Source organism: Janthinobacterium leeuwenhoeki (genome assembly GCF_051380795.1).
GTDB lineage: Bacteria > Pseudomonadota > Gammaproteobacteria > Burkholderiales > Burkholderiaceae_D > Janthinobacterium.
This window is the reverse complement of the sequence record NZ_JBNYXT010000061.1, coordinates 1-16,170: the sequence shown is the minus strand read 5'-3', so window position 1 is coordinate 16,170 and position 16,170 is coordinate 1. Positions and strand designations below refer to the sequence as shown.

The following is a 16,170-nucleotide window of genomic DNA, read 5'->3' as shown; positions in this document are numbered from 1 at the left end:
GTTAGTCTTCTCAATGACGAACGGCCCGATCGAAAATTCGACCGGGCCGTCAAGGCAAAACCAAAGCGCTATGCCATGCGCGTTCTACGAAAACCTGCTTAACTGAACGGCATTACGGCTTGCGCCGGCTTTGCTGTGCAAGAAACTGCTTAGTTTTTCGACTGGTCAACCATCTTGTTCTTGGCGATCCAAGGCATCATGGCGCGCAGTTTCGCGCCCACTTCTTCGATCTGGTGCTCGGACGTCAAACGGCGGCGCGAGATCAGGGTCGGTGCGCCTGCCTTGTTTTCCAGGATGAAGCTCTTCGCGTATTCGCCCGTTTGGATGTCTTTCAGGCATTGACGCATCGCATCCTTGGTGGCCGACGTCACGACTTTAGGACCGGTCACGTATTCGCCGTATTCGGCGTTGTTCGAGATCGAGTAGTTCATGTTGGCGATACCGCCTTCATAGATCAGGTCGACGATCAGTTTCAGTTCGTGCAAGCACTCGAAGTAAGCCATTTCAGGCGCGTAGCCCGCTTCCGTCAGGGTTTCGAAGCCGGCCTTGATCAGTTCCACGGCGCCGCCGCACAGCACGGCCTGTTCGCCGAACAAGTCCGTTTCGGTTTCTTCACGGAAGTTCGTTTCGATGATGCCGGCACGGCCACCGCCGTTGGCCGACGCGTACGACAGGGCGATATCGCGGGCGATGCCCGATTTATCCTGGTACACGGCGATCAGGTGGGGCACGCCGCCACCCTGGGTGTAGGTGGCGCGCACGGTGTGGCCCGGGGCTTTCGGCGCAACCATGATCACGTCCAGGTCGGCGCGTGGCACGACTTGGCCGTAATGCACATTGAAGCCGTGAGCGAAGGCCAGCACGGCGCCCTGCTTGGCGAACGGGGCGATGTTTTCGTTGTAGACCTGGGCGATGTTTTCATCTGGCAACAAGATCATGATGACGTCGGCCGCTTTCACGGCGTCGTTCACTTCCGCTACTTTCAGGCCCGCTTGCTCGACCTTGGTCCACGAAGCGCCGCCCTTGCGCAGGCCGACGGTGACGTTGACGCCCGAATCGTTCAGGTTTTGTGCGTGCGCGTGGCCTTGCGAACCGTAGCCGATGATGGCAACGTTTTTACCTTTGATCAAGGAGAGGTCAGCGTCTTTGTCGTAAAAAACTTTCATGGTATTTCCTATAATTTGATGATGCGTTGTTGTTTTAAATGCGGCGCCAGGGCCGCGTAGTGCTGCTATGTGCTTTTATACTTTGAGGATGCGTTCGCCGCGGCCGATGCCGGAACCACCCGTGCGGACGGTTTCCAGGATGGCGGCGCGGTCGATCGAATCGATGAACGCGTCCAGCTTGACCTTGTTGCCGGTCAGTTCGATCGTGTACGTCTTTTCGGTGACATCGATGATGCGGCCACGGAAGATATCGGCGGTGCGCTTCATTTCCTCGCGTTCCTTGCCCACGGCACGGACCTTGATCAGCATCAACTCGCGTTCGATATGCTGGCCTTCGGTCAGGTCGACCACCTTGACTACCTCAATGAGGCGGTTCAAGTGCTTGGTGATCTGCTCGATGATGTCGTCCGAGCCGCTGGTGACGATGGTCATGCGCGACAGGGTCGAGTCTTCCGTCGGCGCCACCGTCAAGGTTTCGATGTTGTAGCCGCGTGCCGAGAACAGGCCCACCACGCGCGACAGGGCGCCCGCTTCGTTTTCCAGCAAGACAGAAATAATATGGCGCATGATTAGAGATCCTCCGAACCGAGCATCATTTCGGACAGGCCCTTGCCGGCTTTCACCATTGGCCACACGTTTTCGGACTGGTCGGTAATGAAGTTCATGAATACCAGCCTGTCTTTCATGCCAAACGCCTCTTTCAGGGCGCCGTCAACGTCGCCCGGTTTTTCAATTTTCATGCCCACGTGGCCATACGCTTCAGCCAGCCTTTCGAAGTCGGGCAGCGAATCCATGTACGACTCGGAATAGCGCGAACCGTAATCGATTTCCTGCCACTGGCGCACCATGCCGAGGAAACGGTTGTTGAGCATGATGATCTTCGGCGTCAGGTGATACTGCTTGCACGTGGCGAGTTCCTGGATGCACATCTGGATCGAACCTTCGCCGGTAATACAAGCAACGGTGGCATCCGGATTGGCCATCTGCACGCCCATGGCGTACGGCAAGCCGACACCCATGGTGCCCAGGCCGCCGGAATTGATCCAGCGACGCGGCTTGTCGAAGCCATAATATTGTGCGGCCCACATCTGGTGCTGGCCCACGTCGGAGGTGATGAAGGCATCGCCCTTGGTGATCTGGAACACCTTTTCCACCACCGATTGCGGCTTGATGACCAGGTCGGAGGTCGGATATTTCAGGCATTCGCGGCCACGCCATTCGGCGATCTGCTTCCACCAATTGCTCAAGGCATTGACGTTCGGCTTGGCTTCGGCCGCGTCCAGCTGCGCCAGGAATTCGATCAGCACATCCTTGACGTTGCCAACGATGGGAATGTCGACCTTCACGCGCTTGGAAATCGACGATGGATCGATGTCCACGTGGATGATCTTGCGCGGATGCGAGGCGAAATGTTTCGGGTTGCCGATCACGCGGTCGTCGAAACGGGCGCCGATGGCGATCAGGACGTCGCAGTTCTGCATCGCCATGTTCGCTTCATAGGTGCCGTGCATGCCAGGCATGCCGACATACTGCTCGCTCGAGGCGCGGTAGCCGCCCAGGCCCATCAAAGTGTTGGTGCAAGGGAAACCCAGGCGGTCGACCAGCTTGTTCAGCTCGGCCGACGCATTCGCCAGGATCACGCCGCCGCCCGTGTAGATCATCGGACGTTCGGCTTGCAGCAGCAGCTGCACGGCCTTGCGGATCTGGCCCGAATGGCCCTTGTCGACGGGACGGTAGGAACGCATCTCGACTTCCTTCGGATAGTCGAAATGGCATTTGTGCATGCTGATATCCTTGGGGATATCGACCAGCACGGGTCCCGGACGGCCGGTACGGGCGATGAAGAAAGCTTTCTTGATCGTCGCTGCCAGGTCCTTGACGTCCTTGACGAGGAAGTTGTGCTTGACCACGGGACGCGTGATGCCGACCGTGTCGCATTCCTGGAACGCATCTTGCCCGATGGCGTGGCTCGGCACCTGGCCGGAGATCACCACCATGGGAATCGAGTCCATGTACGCGGTCGACAAGCCCGTGACGGCATTCGTGACGCCCGGACCGGACGTGACGATGGCGACACCGACTTTGTTCGAGCTGCGCGAATAGGCATCGGCGGCGTGGATCGCGGCCTGCTCGTGGCGTACCAGGATATGCTGGAATTTATTTTGCTGGAAGATGGCGTCGTAGATGTAGAGTACGGCTCCGCCCGGGTATCCAAAGACGTGCTCGACGCCCTCTTCAGCCAGACAGCGCACGACAATTTCTGCGCCGGTAATGGGTCCTGCTGCTGCTTCGGTATTCATGAAACATTCCTTTCAAGGTCCATTGGAGATTGATCGGATGTTCTTTCCTGACGAAGTTCGCCGTGCGCGACAGTGCTCCTGCTTCCCTTTTCATGCGGTCACGACATTTCTTTGGGCACCCATAGATACCTTACAAAACAACGCTTAACGCAACTCGTTTGGCCGGAGTTTCTGTGGCGCCTGTACGAACCGCTCGCGCTTGTGGCGCGGGTTAGAACAAACTGCCTACAAATGAAAGCGCGTCTTGCCGCGGATGGCCTTGTGTGCCGGTCGCGACCTGACCATAGGGCTTTGGGGTGTTCAAAGCGTCCCATACGTTATCGCGTTGCACCATTATGGTCAAGGAAAATGTCAGCCCTGCTGCCTTTTTACTCACCCGATATGCAAAAACCCTGCGGAAACGCACATTTTTTGCTAGCATGCGCTCAGTTTACGAAAAGCAGTCCCGTCTCCCTTCCGCCCACAGCACACGCAGCCGTTAGCTCGCCCCATACCGCATGGCAACAGACAAAGAATTATCCGACTTTCTAGAAAATGTCGAGCGGCGCGCTTTCAAGCAGGCCGCCTACGCGGTCCGCAAGGAGGAATCGGCACTCGACATCGTGCAGGATGCGATGATCAAGCTGGCCGAGAAATACGGCGACAAGCCGGCCGCCGAGCTGCCGATGTTGTTCCAGCGCATCTTGCAAAACACCATACTCGACTATTTTCGCCGCGAAAAAGTGCGCAACACCTGGGTCAGCCTGTTTTCCGGCATGAAGCCCTCGGGCGACGAGCATGAGGATTTTGAACTACTTGACACGTATGAATCGGAACAGGGCACCAGCGCCGCCGAATCCTCGGCCGACCAGGTCGAACGCGCGCAAATCCTTGATTTGATTGATGCAGAGGTACAAAAACTGCCCTCACGTCAACGCGAAGCCTTCCTCATGCGTTACTGGCAGGACATGGATGTGGCTGAAACAGCGGAAGCGATGGGTTGCTCCGAAGGTAGCGTGAAAACACATTGCTCTAGAGCTACCCACACGCTCGCCGAATCGCTGAAAGCCAAGGGAATTAAATTATGAACACCGACGATCTCAATTTCGCTTACAAAGTGCGCCATGCACTGAACGAAAAACTCGACGACCTGCCCGCATCGGCCACCGACCGCCTGGCAGCGGCACGCAAGCTGGCCCTGTCGCGCAAGAAGGCGGACGCGCCCGCCGCCGTTGCCGTGCGCAAGGACGTCTTCGCCGGCGTCGCCAGCCATTTGCTGGTCGAGCCGCTGTCGTGGCTGGGCCGCATGAGCGTCATCATCCCCCTGCTGCTGCTGGTCGGCGGCCTGGTGGGCATCTATCAGTTTGAGCAAGAACAACATATTGCCGAACTGGCAGAAATAGACGCCGCCGTGCTGTCGGACGAATTGCCGCTCTCCGCCTACATGGACCATGGCTTCAACGCCTACCTGACGAAACGCGAGCAATAAGCATGACAGGCTCAAGCGTACGCAAAGGCTGGCTGGCTGGCGGCATCGGCCTGGGTGCCTGCGCCCTGGCTGGCGCCGCCTGGGTAGGCGCGCAGCAACATGCCGCGCCCGCCGCGCCTCCCGTGGCAGCCGCGCCCGTGGTGGCGCCGGCGCCGGCCGCCAAGCCCGGCTCGCCCCGCACGGCAGGCAAAGGCGGCACGCCGAAGACCGGCGAGAATCCAGCGTGGAACAAGCTGTCGCGCGCGCAGCAGGAAGCCCTGCAGCCGCTGGCGGGCGAGTGGAACAAGCTGGAACCGCTGCGCAAGCAGAAATGGCTCGATATCGCCAGCCGCTTTGCCTCCATGTCGCCCAACGAGCAAACCCGCGTGCATGAACGCATGCGTGTATGGGTCAAGCTGACGCCGGCACAGCGCAGCCTGGTGCGCGAAAACTATGCGCGCACGCAGAAGATTGATCCGGGTCAAAAAACCGCGCAATGGGAGCAGTACCAGCAATTGCCAGAAGAGCAAAAGAAAAAGCTGGCGACGGAACTCGTGCCGAAAAAACCGCTGGGCAAGGTGCCCGCGATCAATTCCAACACGAGCAAGCCACCCGTGCTCATGGCGCCCGCCACGCCGGCAGCGCCTGCCGCCGCCGCGCCTGCCCTGCCGCCCGCTCCCGCAGCGACGACCGTGCCGGCAAGCGATCCTGCCGCGGCCCCCGCCACCGTGCCTGTCACGCCACCCACCACGCCTGCCCCACTGCCAAACAATGTCAAATAGCACGCCTGCCGCCAGCATCACTTCCCATCCCACGATCAAGCGCCGCCTGATTTCCATGGTGTACGAGTCGCTGCTGGCCCTGGCTGTGCTGTTCTTGCCATTCCTGCTGTTTGAACTGGCCGTGCAAGGCGCGCATACGCCGTTGACGGAACACATGCGCCAATGCCTGGCCTTCCTCGTCATGGGGGCGTATTTCATCCACCAGTGGAGCCGCGAAGGCCAGACCCTGGCCATGAAAACCTGGCGCTTGCAACTGGTGCTGGCGGGCCACGCCCACGTGCCGCTGCGGGTGGCCGCGTACCGCTACGTCCTGTCATGGATGTGGCTGCTGCCAGCCCTGCTGGTGTCGTATGTATTCGATTTGCAGCACTGGGCGGCATTGGGCGCCATCGGCGTGGGCATCCTGGCCTGGTCGGCCACGGCCTTGTTCACGGGCAATGGACAATTCCTGCACGACAAGCTGGTCGGCACGCAGATCGTGCAATTGCCTGCGCCCGCGAAGAAGTCGAAGCAAGTGGCTGTCTGAGTTTTTGCACGGCTTGACCTGGGTCATTGAAGCGCCACGGGGGCTCTGCGATCATGGCATGCCATGAATAATACCGCCCCCCTCCCCCACACACGCTTTGCGCCCTACCGCGAGGAAGTCTGCAGCGAAGACGACGTCAAGCATCTCGTCCACACCTTTTATGCGGCCGCCCGCGACGACGCCATGCTGGGGCCCATCTTTGCCGCCGAGGTCAAGGATTGGGATGCCCACCTGGCAACATTGATCGATTTCTGGTCAGGCTTGCTGCGCGGCACCATGCGCTATCACGGCAAGCCGCTGGCCCAGCACGCGCAAATGGAACACCTGACGCCCTGCATGTTCCGCCGCTGGCTGACCCTGTTCTTCGCCACCACCGAGAGCATGGGCAATGCGGCCTTGCAGGAGAAGGCCGATACCATCGCCTTGAATATTGCCGAACGGCTATGGAAAAGCTTTGCGGAAAGCCACGCCATCGTGGCGCCGCAGCGTTAGAAGCGTTCGTAACCCTGCAGATAGCGCCACTGACCTGACGGCATGGCGCCCATCGAAATGCGGCCGATGCGCAGGCGCTTCATGGCGACGACGTCCAGTCCCACCATCTTGCACATATGGGCGATCTGGCCCGGCTGCACATTTTTCAGGGCGAAGCGCAAACGCGTCTCGTTCTGCCAGCTGACCTTGATCGGCGGCAAAGGCTTGCCATTGAAGGGCAAGCCGTGATTCAGCAGCGCCAGGCCATTCTCGGCGATGGCGCCCGACACTTCCACGATGAATTCCTGCTCCACCGTTTTCGCTTCGTCGACCAGCTTGCGGGCCACGCGGAAATCCTGCGTAAACACCAGCAAGCCGGACGCCATGGTCTCGAGCGGATTGGTGATGGTCAAGCCGATCAAATGACGCTTGAGGAAGCGCGTGACGGAACTGGGCGCCACATTTTCCGGCGTGAAAATTTCTTCGGGACGCAGGCAACTCAAGGCTGGCTTGCCTTCCGCGCCCACGCCGCCATTGATGCCGGCCGGCTTGTGCAGCAGAATCGTCACGGGCGGCATTTCTTCCAGGGTCGCGTTCGGCAGCAGCACCACCGCTTGATTGTCGGCCACGCGCGCGCCCGACTCTTCCACCAGCACGCCATCGACCGTGACCCAGCCGCCCTCGATATACAGTTCGGCCTCGCGGCGCGAACAAGGTACGTCTTCAGACAGGCGCTTGGCTAGGCGGACGGTGGGCATTTCGTGTGGTGTGGTCATGGGGAGGCGCAAAAAGCAAGGGAGGAGAAAGCCGGTATTGTAACCGACCCGCTCCTCCCCTCTTGTTGATTGCGCTAGTGGTTGTCGGATTACGCGCTTGCGCGCTAATCCGACCTACGCGGCCGTGACAGATTTTGTAGCTTGGCTTAGCGGCTTGCCGCGTAAGCCAACAATCAGGCCGTCGCTTTTGCCAATTCCTCGGCAAAGAAGCGATGACCCATCTCTTCCAGACCCAAGGTCTGCAGCACTTCCTGCAGCCGCTCCGTCGGGCGCTGGCGCGGCAAGTTCTTGTAACTGGCGATGATCAGTTCATTCTTCATCGAATGCTCCCAGCCCACCAGTTCCGTCACACTGACCTGGTAGCCATGCGCTTCCAGCTGCAGACAGCGCAGCACGTTGGTGATCTGGCTGCCGAACTCGCGCGTGTGCAGCGGGTGGCGCCACAATTCCGTCAAGACACTCTTGCCCAGGCTCTTGCCCTTGTTCTTCTTCAAGATGGAAGCCACTTCCGCCTGGCAGCACGGCACCAGCACCATGAATTTCGCCTTCTTCTTCAAGGCAAAGTGGATCGCGTCATCGGTGGCCGTGTTGCACGCATGCAAGGCCGTGACGATGTCGATCTGCTGCGGCAGCAAGCGTGACTCCGTCGATTCGGCCACGGACAGAGGCAAGAACGACATGCCGGGGAACTTGAATTTCTTGGCCAGCTCTTGCGAGCGCTGCACCAGCTCTTCGCGCGTCTCGATGCCGTAGATGTGCGAACCGTCGTTGCCGTTCTTGAAGAACAGGTCATACAGGATGAAACCCAGGTAGGACTTGCCGGCGCCGTGGTCGACCAAGGACACGCCGGGATGGTCGAGCTGCACTTCGCGCAGCAACGGCTCGATGAACTGCGTCAGGTGGTACACCTGCTTGAGCTTGCGGCGGCTGTCCTGGTTCATCTTGCCGTCGCGCGTCAGGATGTGCAATTCCTGCAGCAAGGCGACCGACTGGCCATCCTTGATTTCTGGCATATTGCTGGCGGCCGTGATGATGTCTTTCGGCGCAGCGACTGCGGTGGCGGCGGCTGCCGCACCCTTAGCGCGCTTCATCGATCCACGCCATCTGTATCGCTTCGAGCACCTTTTCGCCGCCGCGCGTGTGGTCATCGTCGAAGCCGTCCAGTTCCACCACCCAGTTATGCAGGTCGGTGAAACGCACGGTCAGGGGATCGATGTCCGGATGCGCGTCATACAGCGCCTCGGCGATCGCGTTGATGTCGGACCATTTCATGTTAGTGGCTGCCTTCGCTGACCTGGTTGATCGTGTATTTCGGGATTTCGACGACGAGGTCGGCCTCGGCCACGATGGATTGGCACGACAGGCGCGACACGGCTTCCAGGCCCCAGGCCTTGTCCAGCATGTCTTCTTCCAGTTCCGTCGCCTCGTTCAGGGATTCGATGCCTTCGCGCACCAGCACGTGGCAAGTGGTGCAGGCGCACGATTTTTCGCAGGCGTGCTCGATGTCGATGTCGTTTTCCAGCAGGATGTCGCAGATGGACTTGCCGGCCGGGGCTTCGATGACGGCGCCGTCCGGGCAAAGCTTGGCGTGCGGCAGAATGACGATTTGGGGCATATTACCTCTACAATTTCAATGATTTGGGGCGCTGCCGCAGCAATGGCACACGGCGCGCATTTCAACACTATTACAACACCTGGCAAAACCGTAGCGAGCGGCAGTGATTTGTGGCCGAGAAGCGCAACCGTACTCTAGTACGGTGAGCATCGCCGGCCGCAAAGCGCGACGCGCAGTAGGTTTGGTCAGGTGTCCTCACACGACTTGATCCAGCGACTTGCCCTTCAAGGCAGTGCGCACGCTGCGGTCCATGCGGCGTGAGGCGAAATCCTCGGTGCCGTCGGCGAGCAGCTCGATCGCCAGCTTCAAGGCCTGGTGGTCGATGGCGCCGCTTTGCGATTGCGCAATGGCGTCGCGCACCTTGCTCATCAAACCATCGAGCGCTACGCGTTCCGCCTGGTCGAGCAAGCCGCCGTCTTCGTCCAGCGCCGACTGCGTGGCCAGCAAGATGCGTTCCGCTTCCACCTGTTCTTCGCGCAATGCGCGCGCCACCATGTCGACGTCGGCCGACGTGTAGGAATCCTGCAGCATGCGGGAGATGTCGTCGTCGCCCAGGCCGTAGGCCGGCTTGACGCTGATCGACGCTTCCACACCCGAGCGCAGTTCGCGCGCCGAGACCGACAGCAAGCCATCCGCATCGACCTGGTAGGTGATGCGGATGCGCGCGGCGCCCGCCACCATCGGCGGAATGCCGCGCAGCTCGAAGCGCGCCAGCGAACGGCAATCGCTCACCAGTTCGCGCTCGCCCTGCAGCACGTGCACGGCCAGCGCCGTCTGGCCATCCTTGAAGGTCGTGAATTCCTGCGCACGGGCGCAGGGAATGGTCGAATTGCGCGGGATGATCTTTTCCACCAGGCCGCCCATGGTCTCGATGCCCAGGGACAGCGGGATCACGTCCAGCAGCAGCCAGTCGTCGCCGGCGGCGCGGTTGCCTGCCAGCAAATTCGCCTGGATGGCCGCGCCCAGCGCCACCACCTTGTCGGGGTCGATATTCGCGTGCGGCGTCGTGTGGAAGAATTCGCTCACGGCGCGCTGCACGTGCGGCATGCGCGTGGCGCCGCCCACCATCACCACGCCGTCGACGTCGTCCGCATCCACGTTCGCGTCGCGCAGGGCCTTCTTGATGGCGTTCATGGTCTTGCCCACCAGGTGCTGCGTCATGGCGGCAAATTCCGTTGCCGTGATGCGCAGGTGGATTTCTTCGCCCGAGTTCAAGGCCGCGTCGATCATCGTTTCCGACTTGGTCGACAGTGTTTCCTTGATCTCGCGTGCTTTCACCATCAGGATGGCCGTGTCTTCGTCGGACAGGGGCGCCAGCTTGGCGTGTTCGCTGATCCAGCAGAACAGGCGGCGGTCGAAATCGTCGCCACCGAGGGCCGAATCGCCGCCCGTGGACAGCACTTCAAAGACACCCTTGCTCAGCTTCAGGATCGAGATATCGAAGGTGCCGCCACCGAGGTCATACACGGCGTACACGCCTTCGGAGGCATTGTCGAGGCCATACGCGATGGCGGCGGCCGTCGGCTCGCTCAGCAGGCGCAAGACATTGATGCCGGCCAACTGTGCCGCATCTTTCGTGGCCTGGCGCTGGGCATCGTCGAAATACGCTGGTACCGTAATGACGGCGCCCACCAGGTCGTCGCCCAGCGAGTCTTCCGCGCGCTGGCGCAGGGTGGCGAGGATTTGCGCCGACACTTCGACCGGGCTTTTCACGCCGGCCACGGTTTTCAGCTGCACCATGCCAGGCGTGTCCTGGAAGTCGTAGGGCAGGTTTTCCGCGTAGGCGATGTCGGCCAGGCCGCGACCCATGAAGCGCTTGACCGACACGATGGTGTTCTTCGGGTCGGTGGTTTGCGCGGACAGGGCCTTGTAGCCGATGTTCGCATGGCCGTTCGGCAGGTAGCGCACGACGGACGGCAGCAAGGAGCGCCCGTCTTCGTCGTTGAGCACCTCGGGAATGCTGTTGCGGACGGTGGCGACCAGGGAATTGGTGGTGCCCAGATCAATGCCGACGGCCAGGCGGTGCTGGTGCGGCGCGGTCGACATGCCTGGTTCGGAAATTTGCAGAAGTGCCATTGTATTCGTGCCTCGATTAATTTTTTGCGTGATGCAGCTGATGCCTGTCGAGCATTATAAGACGCGCGCCGGACTGGCGCTTGGCCAGTCAGGCTTCCATGGCCTCGTAGGCAAAACGCACTTCTTCGCCGAATTTGTCGAGAAACATCAGGGCGCGCACGCTTTGCGCGGCATTCACGTAGTCGGCGGCGTCCAGCTGGGCCGCCACCTGGGCCAGCAAGGCCTTGCGTTCGCCGCGCAGCTGGCGGTCCAGGGCGTCGAGCGCGTCGGCATCCTTGCCGGCACGCGCATCGCCCAGTTCTTCGCGCCATTCCATTTGCTGCATCAGGAAGCTGACCGGCATGGCCGTGTTCGATTCCGTCTGCAGGTCGACACCATGGAGCTCGCACAGGTATTGCGCGCGCTTTTGCGGGCTTTTCAGGGTTTGGTAGGCTTCATTGGCGCGCGTGGCCCATTGCATCGCCACGCGCTTTTCAGCACTGCTGGCGTTGATGAAACGGTCCGGATGGACCTTGCCCTGCACGTCGCGGTAGGCCGCGTCGAGCGCGCTCATGTCGAGCGAGAACTGCGCTGGCAACTGGAATAATTCGAAGTGGTTTTGCATAATGGTCAGTGGTCGCTGTACCGCAATCGATGGGTACAGCGCACCGACCGGGGTCTTGCCAGCTGTTTAAATCCTGAAGGACTCGCCGCAGCCGCAGGCGTCTTTTTCGTTCGGATTGTGGAACTTGAAGCCTTCGTTCAAGCCTTCGCGCGCGAAATCGAGTTCCGTGCCGTCGATGTAAGGCAGGCTTTTCGGGTCGACGAAGACTTTCACGCCGTGCGATTCGAAGACGCTGTCTTCGGCCGCCACTTCATCGACATATTCGAGCTTGTAGGCCAGGCCCGAGCAGCCCGTGGTGCGCACGCCAAAGCGCAGGCCCATGCCCTTGCCGCGCCGTTCGATATAACGGTTGATGTGTTTCGCCGCTTTTTCGGTCAGTGTGATCATGTATTTCTCCGCAACTGCCCCGGCCTTGCGGCTGGGGCGGGCTGCCAACGTTTAAGCTGCTACTGGATGGCGGGTCTGGTAATCCAGCACTGCCGCCTTGATGGCGTCTTCCGCCAGGATGGAGCAGTGGATCTTCACTGGCGGCAGGGCCAGTTCTTCGGCGATCTGCGTGTTCTTGATGGCCAGCGCCTGATCCAGGGTCTTGCCCTTGACCCATTCGGTCACCAGCGAGCTCGACGCGATGGCCGAACCGCAGCCGTAGGTCTTGAATTTCGCGTCTTCGATCAAGCCATCGGCGCCGACCTTGATCTGCAGTTTCATCACGTCGCCGCAGGCAGGCGCGCCCACCATGCCGGTGCCGATGGTGTCATCACCCTTGTCGAAAGCGCCCACGTTGCGCGGGTTTTCGTAGTGATCGAGTACTTTGTCCGAGTAAGCCATTTTGATGCTCCTTTAATATTCTTGCCGGCCCCGTGAGCGGGACCTGCGTGATGGTTAGTGTGCCGCCCATTGGATCGAATTGATGTCGATCCCTTCCTTGAACATGTCCCACAGGGGCGACAGCTCACGCAATTTGTGTACTTTCGATTTCAGCAGGTTCACGGCGAAGTCGATGTCTTCCTCGGTCGAGAAGCGGCCGATGGTGAAGCGGATCGAGCTGTGCGCCAGTTCGTCGCTGCGGCCCAGGGCGCGCAGCACGTACGATGGTTCCAGGCTGGCCGAGGTGCAGGCCGAACCGGACGACACGGCGATATCCTTGATGGCCATGATCAGCGACTCGCCTTCGACGTAGTTGAAGCTGACGTTCAGGTTGTGCGGCACGCGGTGCTCCATGTCGCCGTTGATGTAGACTTCTTCGATCTCTTGCAAGCCCTTGGCCAGGCGGTCGCGCAAGGCCTTGATGCGGCCGATTTCGCTGTCCATCTCTTCCTTGGCGATGCGGAAGCTTTCGCCCATGCCGACGATCTGGTGCGTCGGCAGGGTGCCCGAGCGCAGGCCGCGCTCATGGCCGCCACCGTGCATCTGCGCTTCCAGGCGCACGCGCGGCTTGCGGCAGACGTACAGGGCGCCCACGCCTTTCGGGCCGTAGGTTTTGTGCGCCGTGAAGGTCATCAGGTCGACCTTCGTCTTTTGCAGGTCGATGACGAGCTTGCCCGTCGCTTGTGCGGCGTCGCAATGGAAGATGATGCCTTTCGAGCGGCAGAACACGCCGATCTCGTCGATCGGCTGGATCACGCCGATTTCGTTGTTCACCAGCATCACCGACACGAGGATGGTGTCCGGGCGCACGGCCGCAGCCAGCTGCTCGACGGTGATCAGGCCGTTGTCTTGCGGTTCCAGGTAGGTCGCTTCAAAGCCGATGCGTTCCAGTTCGCGCACCGTGTCCAGCACCGATTTGTGCTCGGTCTTGACGGTGATGATGTGCTTGCCCTTGGTCTTGTAGAACTGCGCCGCGCCCTTGATGGCCAGGTTGTTGCTTTCCGTCGCGCCGGACGTCCAGATGATTTCGCGCGGATCGGCGTTCACCAGGGCCGCCACGTAGCCACGTGCCTCCTCCACGGCTTTTTCCGCCGTCCAGCCATACATGTGGCTGCGCGATGCCGGATTGCCGAACTGCTCGCGCAGGTAGGGAATCATCTTGTCGGCGACGCGGGGATCGATCGGCGTGGTGGCCGAGTAATCCATGTAGATCGGGAAATGCGGTGCGGTTTCAAAGTGCACTTGGCCTACGTTTTTTTCTGGGGCGTTCATCAATAACTCCTGCAATCAGCAACTGGTATTTTTGTCATTATCAACCGAGGGCGGCGTGGTTACGGTGCATCACCATCACGCTTTGCTCGGCAATCTTTTGTCTCTGCTGGTCGACCAGGTCCTGCAAGGACACAGAATCCAGATAATCGACCATTTTTTCGTTGAGTGTGGACCACAATTCATGCGTCATGCAGCGCGCACCCGTGGCCGCATCAGCGCCGTGGCAATGCTCCTTGCCGCCGCACTGCGTGGCATCGAGCGGTTCGTCGACGGCGATGATGATGTCGGCCACCGTCACCTTGTCGGCGCGACGCGCCAGGCTGTAACCGCCGCCCGGACCGCGGATCGATTCGACGATCTCATGGCGGCGCAGCTTGCCGAACAGCTGTTCCAGGTAAGACAGGGAAATCGACTGGCGCTGGCTGATGCCGGACAAGGTGACCGGCCCCTTGCCCTGGCGCAGGGCAAGATCGATCATCGCAGTCACGGCAAAACGGCCTTTTGTAGTCAGACGCATACATCCTCTGGTCAACTGGTTTAAAATATTGCGGTTTTTCAACTCCTCAAACCCTGAGTAGTTGAATGATTTAGTCAAGTATAACAAATTCGGCGGGGTTTGTCAGAGCGCCCCTCGATGACCACAGGGCTGGCAGGGGCATGGCCGGCCGCGCCAGGCGCGGCGGCGTCAGGAAAACAACAGTACGGCTCAGGCACGTAAAGCGCTGCGTACTTTCATCAGTTCAAAACCCAGCAGGTTCAAGCCGTCCCAGCGCGATGGATCGCCGATGCGCGGATTGTCCGACGCCAGGCCCACGCCCCAGATGCGATCGACGGGACTGGCTTCGACGATGACGCGCTCGCCCGTGCCCAGCAAAAACTTGCGCAGTGCGGCCTTTTGCGAGAACTTGGCAAAATTGCCATCGAAGACGATGCCGGCGCGCGCCGCTTCCCACACCCTGGCGTCAAAGTTCGCCACTTCGCGGCCCAGCTTCTTCACTTCCGACGGCCGCCCGGCCGCCACGATGCGCGCTTGCACGGCCGTGTCGCCAAACAGGGCCGCCTTTTGCGCCATCATGTAGTGTTCGGCCGTCGCATACGTCACGCCAGCGAGGCTGAACGGTGACGGGAACCACTGGCTGAAGCAGCTTTTGTCGGGCACCTGCGGCTGCGCCGGCGTGTGACCCCAGAAATACAGATAGTCGGGCACGCCGCCCGCCGCGATCCACGCCTTCAATTCTTCCACGTTACTGATTTGCATATTCCCCGCACTTCCGCCAGACAGGCGATGATTCAAGCTAAAGCACGCAATAGTTGCATCGGGCCAAACAAGGCCTGCATGTCACGATTGCCGATAAAGGACAGATTATACGGATGTTCCGCCGTCACCTGCGGCAAGGATGCCGCCACCGGCAGGCGCTTGATGAGCTCGGCAATCTTGCCCCACAACACCAATTGCGGCACGGCCGCCCCGCCCTGCTGCGCCAGCGCTTCCAGCACCACTTGCAGGAAGGGCAGCCAGCCGCGCGCATCCTGCACGGGCGGCACATGGGAACGGAACACCAGCGCTGCATTGAGCAGCAAGAAGCCCTGCTCCGTCATCTTGCGCTGCAAGTCGGGCAGGGTCTGGATCACGCCGCTGCCCGCCAGCTGCGCGGCGGCCGCCACGGGCGCCATGGCCACGCCGGACGTGTCGTCGCCCTGCAACTGGCCATCGGCCACCAGCAGCATCTTCATGAAGTTGCGCAGGGAGGTGGCGCGGTTGACGGGCTTCGACAGGCCCGTGGCCGACCATAAACTGCCGACGGCGCCATCCATGAAGCACACGCCCGTGGCGCTGTCGGCGCGCGGATACGGACCCTCGCCCACCAGCACGTAGCGCACCTGCGCCAGCGGCAAGGCAAAGGCGGCGAACAGCCGGCCCTGCGTGGGCAGATAATCGTCGATGGCCAGCACCGGCAGGTAGGCGGGATCGGCCGCCATCACGGCCTGCAAGCCGCGCAGCAGGATGGGACGCCAGGAAGCATGCGCCAGAGACAGGGCATCGATGATGCTGGCAGGAACGATTGTTGCAGTCATGGCGCGTAAAGTATTTGGGCAAACGCAAATTGTAGCCTACCGACAAGCTGGACTTGATGGCCCCAAATCAAGCACGATCGAGTAGGGGGCTGAGTTACCTCAGCCGCCCTCTCACACCACCGTACGTGCGGTTCCGCATACGGCGGTTCATTTCACAAGCTGGAAGCGCTGCTGGGTGTCCAGCAGCGAAAC

Annotated in this window: 20 protein-coding genes; 5 read left to right on the top strand and 15 right to left on the bottom strand. The window is 60.7% G+C overall.

All coding sequences use genetic code 11. The features are described from left to right. Positions 1-149 precede the first annotated feature (149 nt). The 3 genes from ilvC to ACQ4WS_RS25145 all read right to left on the bottom strand — a co-directional run bounded on the left by ilvC (position 150) and on the right by ACQ4WS_RS25145 (position 3,466). Positions 150-1,166, bottom strand: coding sequence for a ketol-acid reductoisomerase (ilvC, locus tag ACQ4WS_RS25155; RefSeq protein ID WP_034750044.1), 1,017 nt, complete (start codon positions 1,164-1,166; stop codon positions 150-152). Positions 1,167-1,241: 75 nt separating this feature from the next. After that, on the bottom strand, positions 1,242-1,733 hold the full coding sequence (gene ilvN / locus ACQ4WS_RS25150) for an acetolactate synthase small subunit (protein ID WP_010399754.1): 492 nt from the start codon (positions 1,731-1,733) through the stop codon (positions 1,242-1,244). A 2-nt stretch (positions 1,734-1,735) separates the two neighbouring features. Further along, positions 1,736-3,466: an acetolactate synthase 3 catalytic subunit gene (locus ACQ4WS_RS25145; protein ID WP_071650268.1), complete on the bottom strand. Its 1,731-nt coding sequence runs from the start codon at positions 3,464-3,466 to the stop codon at positions 1,736-1,738. A gap of 497 nt (positions 3,467-3,963) precedes the next feature. On the opposite strand from ACQ4WS_RS25145, the gene ACQ4WS_RS25140 reads away from it, so the two are divergent. The 5 genes from ACQ4WS_RS25140 to ACQ4WS_RS25120 all read left to right on the top strand — a co-directional run bounded on the left by ACQ4WS_RS25140 (position 3,964) and on the right by ACQ4WS_RS25120 (position 6,713). Then, positions 3,964-4,533 (top strand): RNA polymerase sigma factor, encoded by a 570-nt coding sequence (locus ACQ4WS_RS25140; RefSeq protein WP_436479679.1) that lies wholly within the window; start codon positions 3,964-3,966, stop codon positions 4,531-4,533. Continuing rightward, positions 4,530-4,934, top strand: coding sequence for a DUF3619 family protein (locus ACQ4WS_RS25135; protein ID WP_436479678.1), 405 nt, complete (start codon positions 4,530-4,532; stop codon positions 4,932-4,934). The genes ACQ4WS_RS25140 and ACQ4WS_RS25135 overlap by 4 nt, the downstream gene beginning before the upstream one ends. 2 nt (positions 4,935-4,936) lie before the next feature. After that, positions 4,937-5,695, top strand: coding sequence for a DUF3106 domain-containing protein (locus tag ACQ4WS_RS25130; RefSeq protein WP_436479677.1), 759 nt, complete (start codon positions 4,937-4,939; stop codon positions 5,693-5,695). After that, positions 5,685-6,221 (top strand): RDD family protein, encoded by a 537-nt coding sequence (locus ACQ4WS_RS25125; protein ID WP_436479676.1) that lies wholly within the window; start codon positions 5,685-5,687, stop codon positions 6,219-6,221. Before ACQ4WS_RS25130 ends, ACQ4WS_RS25125 begins: the two co-directional genes overlap by 11 nt. A 63-nt stretch (positions 6,222-6,284) precedes the next feature. Beyond that, positions 6,285-6,713: a group III truncated hemoglobin gene (locus tag ACQ4WS_RS25120; protein ID WP_436479675.1), complete on the top strand. Its 429-nt coding sequence runs from the start codon at positions 6,285-6,287 to the stop codon at positions 6,711-6,713. Here the strand turns inward: ACQ4WS_RS25120 and ACQ4WS_RS25115 are convergent. The 12 genes from ACQ4WS_RS25115 to ACQ4WS_RS25060 all read right to left on the bottom strand — a co-directional run bounded on the left by ACQ4WS_RS25115 (position 6,710) and on the right by ACQ4WS_RS25060 (position 15,978). Continuing rightward, positions 6,710-7,468 carry an rRNA pseudouridine synthase gene (locus tag ACQ4WS_RS25115; protein WP_436479674.1) on the bottom strand — a complete coding sequence of 253 codons (759 nt, stop codon included), beginning with the start codon at positions 7,466-7,468 and terminating at the stop codon, positions 6,710-6,712. The genes ACQ4WS_RS25120 and ACQ4WS_RS25115 overlap by 4 nt on opposite strands. 173 nt (positions 7,469-7,641) lie before the next feature. Then, positions 7,642-8,559, bottom strand: a complete 918-nt coding sequence (locus ACQ4WS_RS25110; RefSeq protein ID WP_436479673.1) for a class I SAM-dependent methyltransferase — start codon at positions 8,557-8,559, stop codon at positions 7,642-7,644. After that, the gene (iscX, locus tag ACQ4WS_RS25105) at positions 8,546-8,740 is read right to left on the bottom strand and encodes a Fe-S cluster assembly protein IscX (RefSeq protein ID WP_230517957.1); all 195 of its coding nucleotides are present in this window, start codon (positions 8,738-8,740) and stop codon (positions 8,546-8,548) included. The genes ACQ4WS_RS25110 and iscX overlap by 14 nt, the downstream gene beginning before the upstream one ends. Before the next feature lies 1 nt (position 8,741). Next, the gene (gene fdx, locus ACQ4WS_RS25100) at positions 8,742-9,083 is read right to left on the bottom strand and encodes an ISC system 2Fe-2S type ferredoxin (RefSeq protein ID WP_034750070.1); all 342 of its coding nucleotides are present in this window, start codon (positions 9,081-9,083) and stop codon (positions 8,742-8,744) included. A gap of 195 nt (positions 9,084-9,278) precedes the next feature. Beyond that, positions 9,279-11,159, bottom strand: coding sequence for a Fe-S protein assembly chaperone HscA (gene hscA / locus ACQ4WS_RS25095; protein WP_436479672.1), 1,881 nt, complete (start codon positions 11,157-11,159; stop codon positions 9,279-9,281). A gap of 88 nt (positions 11,160-11,247) precedes the next feature. Next, positions 11,248-11,763, bottom strand: coding sequence for a Fe-S protein assembly co-chaperone HscB (gene hscB, locus ACQ4WS_RS25090; protein WP_436479671.1), 516 nt, complete (start codon positions 11,761-11,763; stop codon positions 11,248-11,250). A gap of 66 nt (positions 11,764-11,829) precedes the next feature. Beyond that, complete coding sequence (gene iscA / locus ACQ4WS_RS25085; RefSeq protein WP_010399774.1) at positions 11,830-12,150, bottom strand: iron-sulfur cluster assembly protein IscA; 321 nt, start codon at positions 12,148-12,150, stop codon at positions 11,830-11,832. Between the two features lie 51 nt (positions 12,151-12,201). After that, positions 12,202-12,591 carry a Fe-S cluster assembly scaffold IscU gene (gene iscU, locus ACQ4WS_RS25080; RefSeq protein ID WP_010399775.1) on the bottom strand — a complete coding sequence of 130 codons (390 nt, stop codon included), beginning with the start codon at positions 12,589-12,591 and terminating at the stop codon, positions 12,202-12,204. 54 nt (positions 12,592-12,645) lie between these two features. Then, positions 12,646-13,902, bottom strand: a complete 1,257-nt coding sequence (locus ACQ4WS_RS25075) for an IscS subfamily cysteine desulfurase (protein ID WP_436479670.1) — start codon at positions 13,900-13,902, stop codon at positions 12,646-12,648. A gap of 40 nt (positions 13,903-13,942) precedes the next feature. After that, entirely contained in the window at positions 13,943-14,419 is a 477-nt protein-coding gene (gene iscR / locus ACQ4WS_RS25070) for a Fe-S cluster assembly transcriptional regulator IscR (protein WP_034779566.1), read from the bottom strand. A 189-nt stretch (positions 14,420-14,608) separates the two neighbouring features. After that, a complete protein-coding gene (gene ybiA / locus ACQ4WS_RS25065) occupies positions 14,609-15,160 on the bottom strand; it encodes a riboflavin biosynthesis intermediates N-glycosidase (RefSeq protein ID WP_436479669.1) in 552 nt (183 codons plus the stop codon). 32 nt (positions 15,161-15,192) lie between these two features. Beyond that, positions 15,193-15,978: a uracil-DNA glycosylase family protein gene (locus ACQ4WS_RS25060; RefSeq protein WP_436479668.1), complete on the bottom strand. Its 786-nt coding sequence runs from the start codon at positions 15,976-15,978 to the stop codon at positions 15,193-15,195. Positions 15,979-16,170: the final 192 nt, after the last annotated feature.

Excerpts from the sequence above, each read along its gene's own strand:
- ilvC (WP_034750044.1), bottom strand. The coding sequence starts at position 1,166 with ATGAAAGTTTTTTACGACAAAGACGCTGACCTCTCCTTGATCAAAGGT.
- ilvN (WP_010399754.1), bottom strand. The coding sequence starts at position 1,733 with ATGCGCCATATTATTTCTGTCTTGCTGGAAAACGAAGCGGGCGCCCTG.
- ACQ4WS_RS25145 (WP_071650268.1), bottom strand. The coding sequence starts at position 3,466 with ATGAATACCGAAGCAGCAGCAGGACCCATTACCGGCGCAGAAATTGTC.
- ACQ4WS_RS25140 (WP_436479679.1), top strand. The coding sequence starts at position 3,964 with ATGGCAACAGACAAAGAATTATCCGACTTTCTAGAAAATGTCGAGCGG.
- ACQ4WS_RS25135 (WP_436479678.1), top strand. The coding sequence starts at position 4,530 with ATGAACACCGACGATCTCAATTTCGCTTACAAAGTGCGCCATGCACTG.
- ACQ4WS_RS25130 (WP_436479677.1), top strand. The coding sequence starts at position 4,937 with ATGACAGGCTCAAGCGTACGCAAAGGCTGGCTGGCTGGCGGCATCGGC.
- ACQ4WS_RS25125 (WP_436479676.1), top strand. The coding sequence starts at position 5,685 with ATGTCAAATAGCACGCCTGCCGCCAGCATCACTTCCCATCCCACGATC.
- ACQ4WS_RS25120 (WP_436479675.1), top strand. The coding sequence starts at position 6,285 with ATGAATAATACCGCCCCCCTCCCCCACACACGCTTTGCGCCCTACCGC.
- ACQ4WS_RS25115 (WP_436479674.1), bottom strand. The coding sequence starts at position 7,468 with ATGACCACACCACACGAAATGCCCACCGTCCGCCTAGCCAAGCGCCTG.
- ACQ4WS_RS25110 (WP_436479673.1), bottom strand. The coding sequence starts at position 8,559 with ATGAAGCGCGCTAAGGGTGCGGCAGCCGCCGCCACCGCAGTCGCTGCG.
- iscX (WP_230517957.1), bottom strand. The coding sequence starts at position 8,740 with ATGAAATGGTCCGACATCAACGCGATCGCCGAGGCGCTGTATGACGCG.
- fdx (WP_034750070.1), bottom strand. The coding sequence starts at position 9,083 with ATGCCCCAAATCGTCATTCTGCCGCACGCCAAGCTTTGCCCGGACGGC.
- hscA (WP_436479672.1), bottom strand. The coding sequence starts at position 11,159 with ATGGCACTTCTGCAAATTTCCGAACCAGGCATGTCGACCGCGCCGCAC.
- hscB (WP_436479671.1), bottom strand. The coding sequence starts at position 11,763 with ATGCAAAACCACTTCGAATTATTCCAGTTGCCAGCGCAGTTCTCGCTC.
- iscA (WP_010399774.1), bottom strand. The coding sequence starts at position 12,150 with ATGATCACACTGACCGAAAAAGCGGCGAAACACATCAACCGTTATATC.
- iscU (WP_010399775.1), bottom strand. The coding sequence starts at position 12,591 with ATGGCTTACTCGGACAAAGTACTCGATCACTACGAAAACCCGCGCAAC.
- ACQ4WS_RS25075 (WP_436479670.1), bottom strand. The coding sequence starts at position 13,902 with ATGAACGCCCCAGAAAAAAACGTAGGCCAAGTGCACTTTGAAACCGCA.
- iscR (WP_034779566.1), bottom strand. The coding sequence starts at position 14,419 with ATGCGTCTGACTACAAAAGGCCGTTTTGCCGTGACTGCGATGATCGAT.
- ybiA (WP_436479669.1), bottom strand. The coding sequence starts at position 15,160 with ATGCAAATCAGTAACGTGGAAGAATTGAAGGCGTGGATCGCGGCGGGC.
- ACQ4WS_RS25060 (WP_436479668.1), bottom strand. The coding sequence starts at position 15,978 with ATGACTGCAACAATCGTTCCTGCCAGCATCATCGATGCCCTGTCTCTG.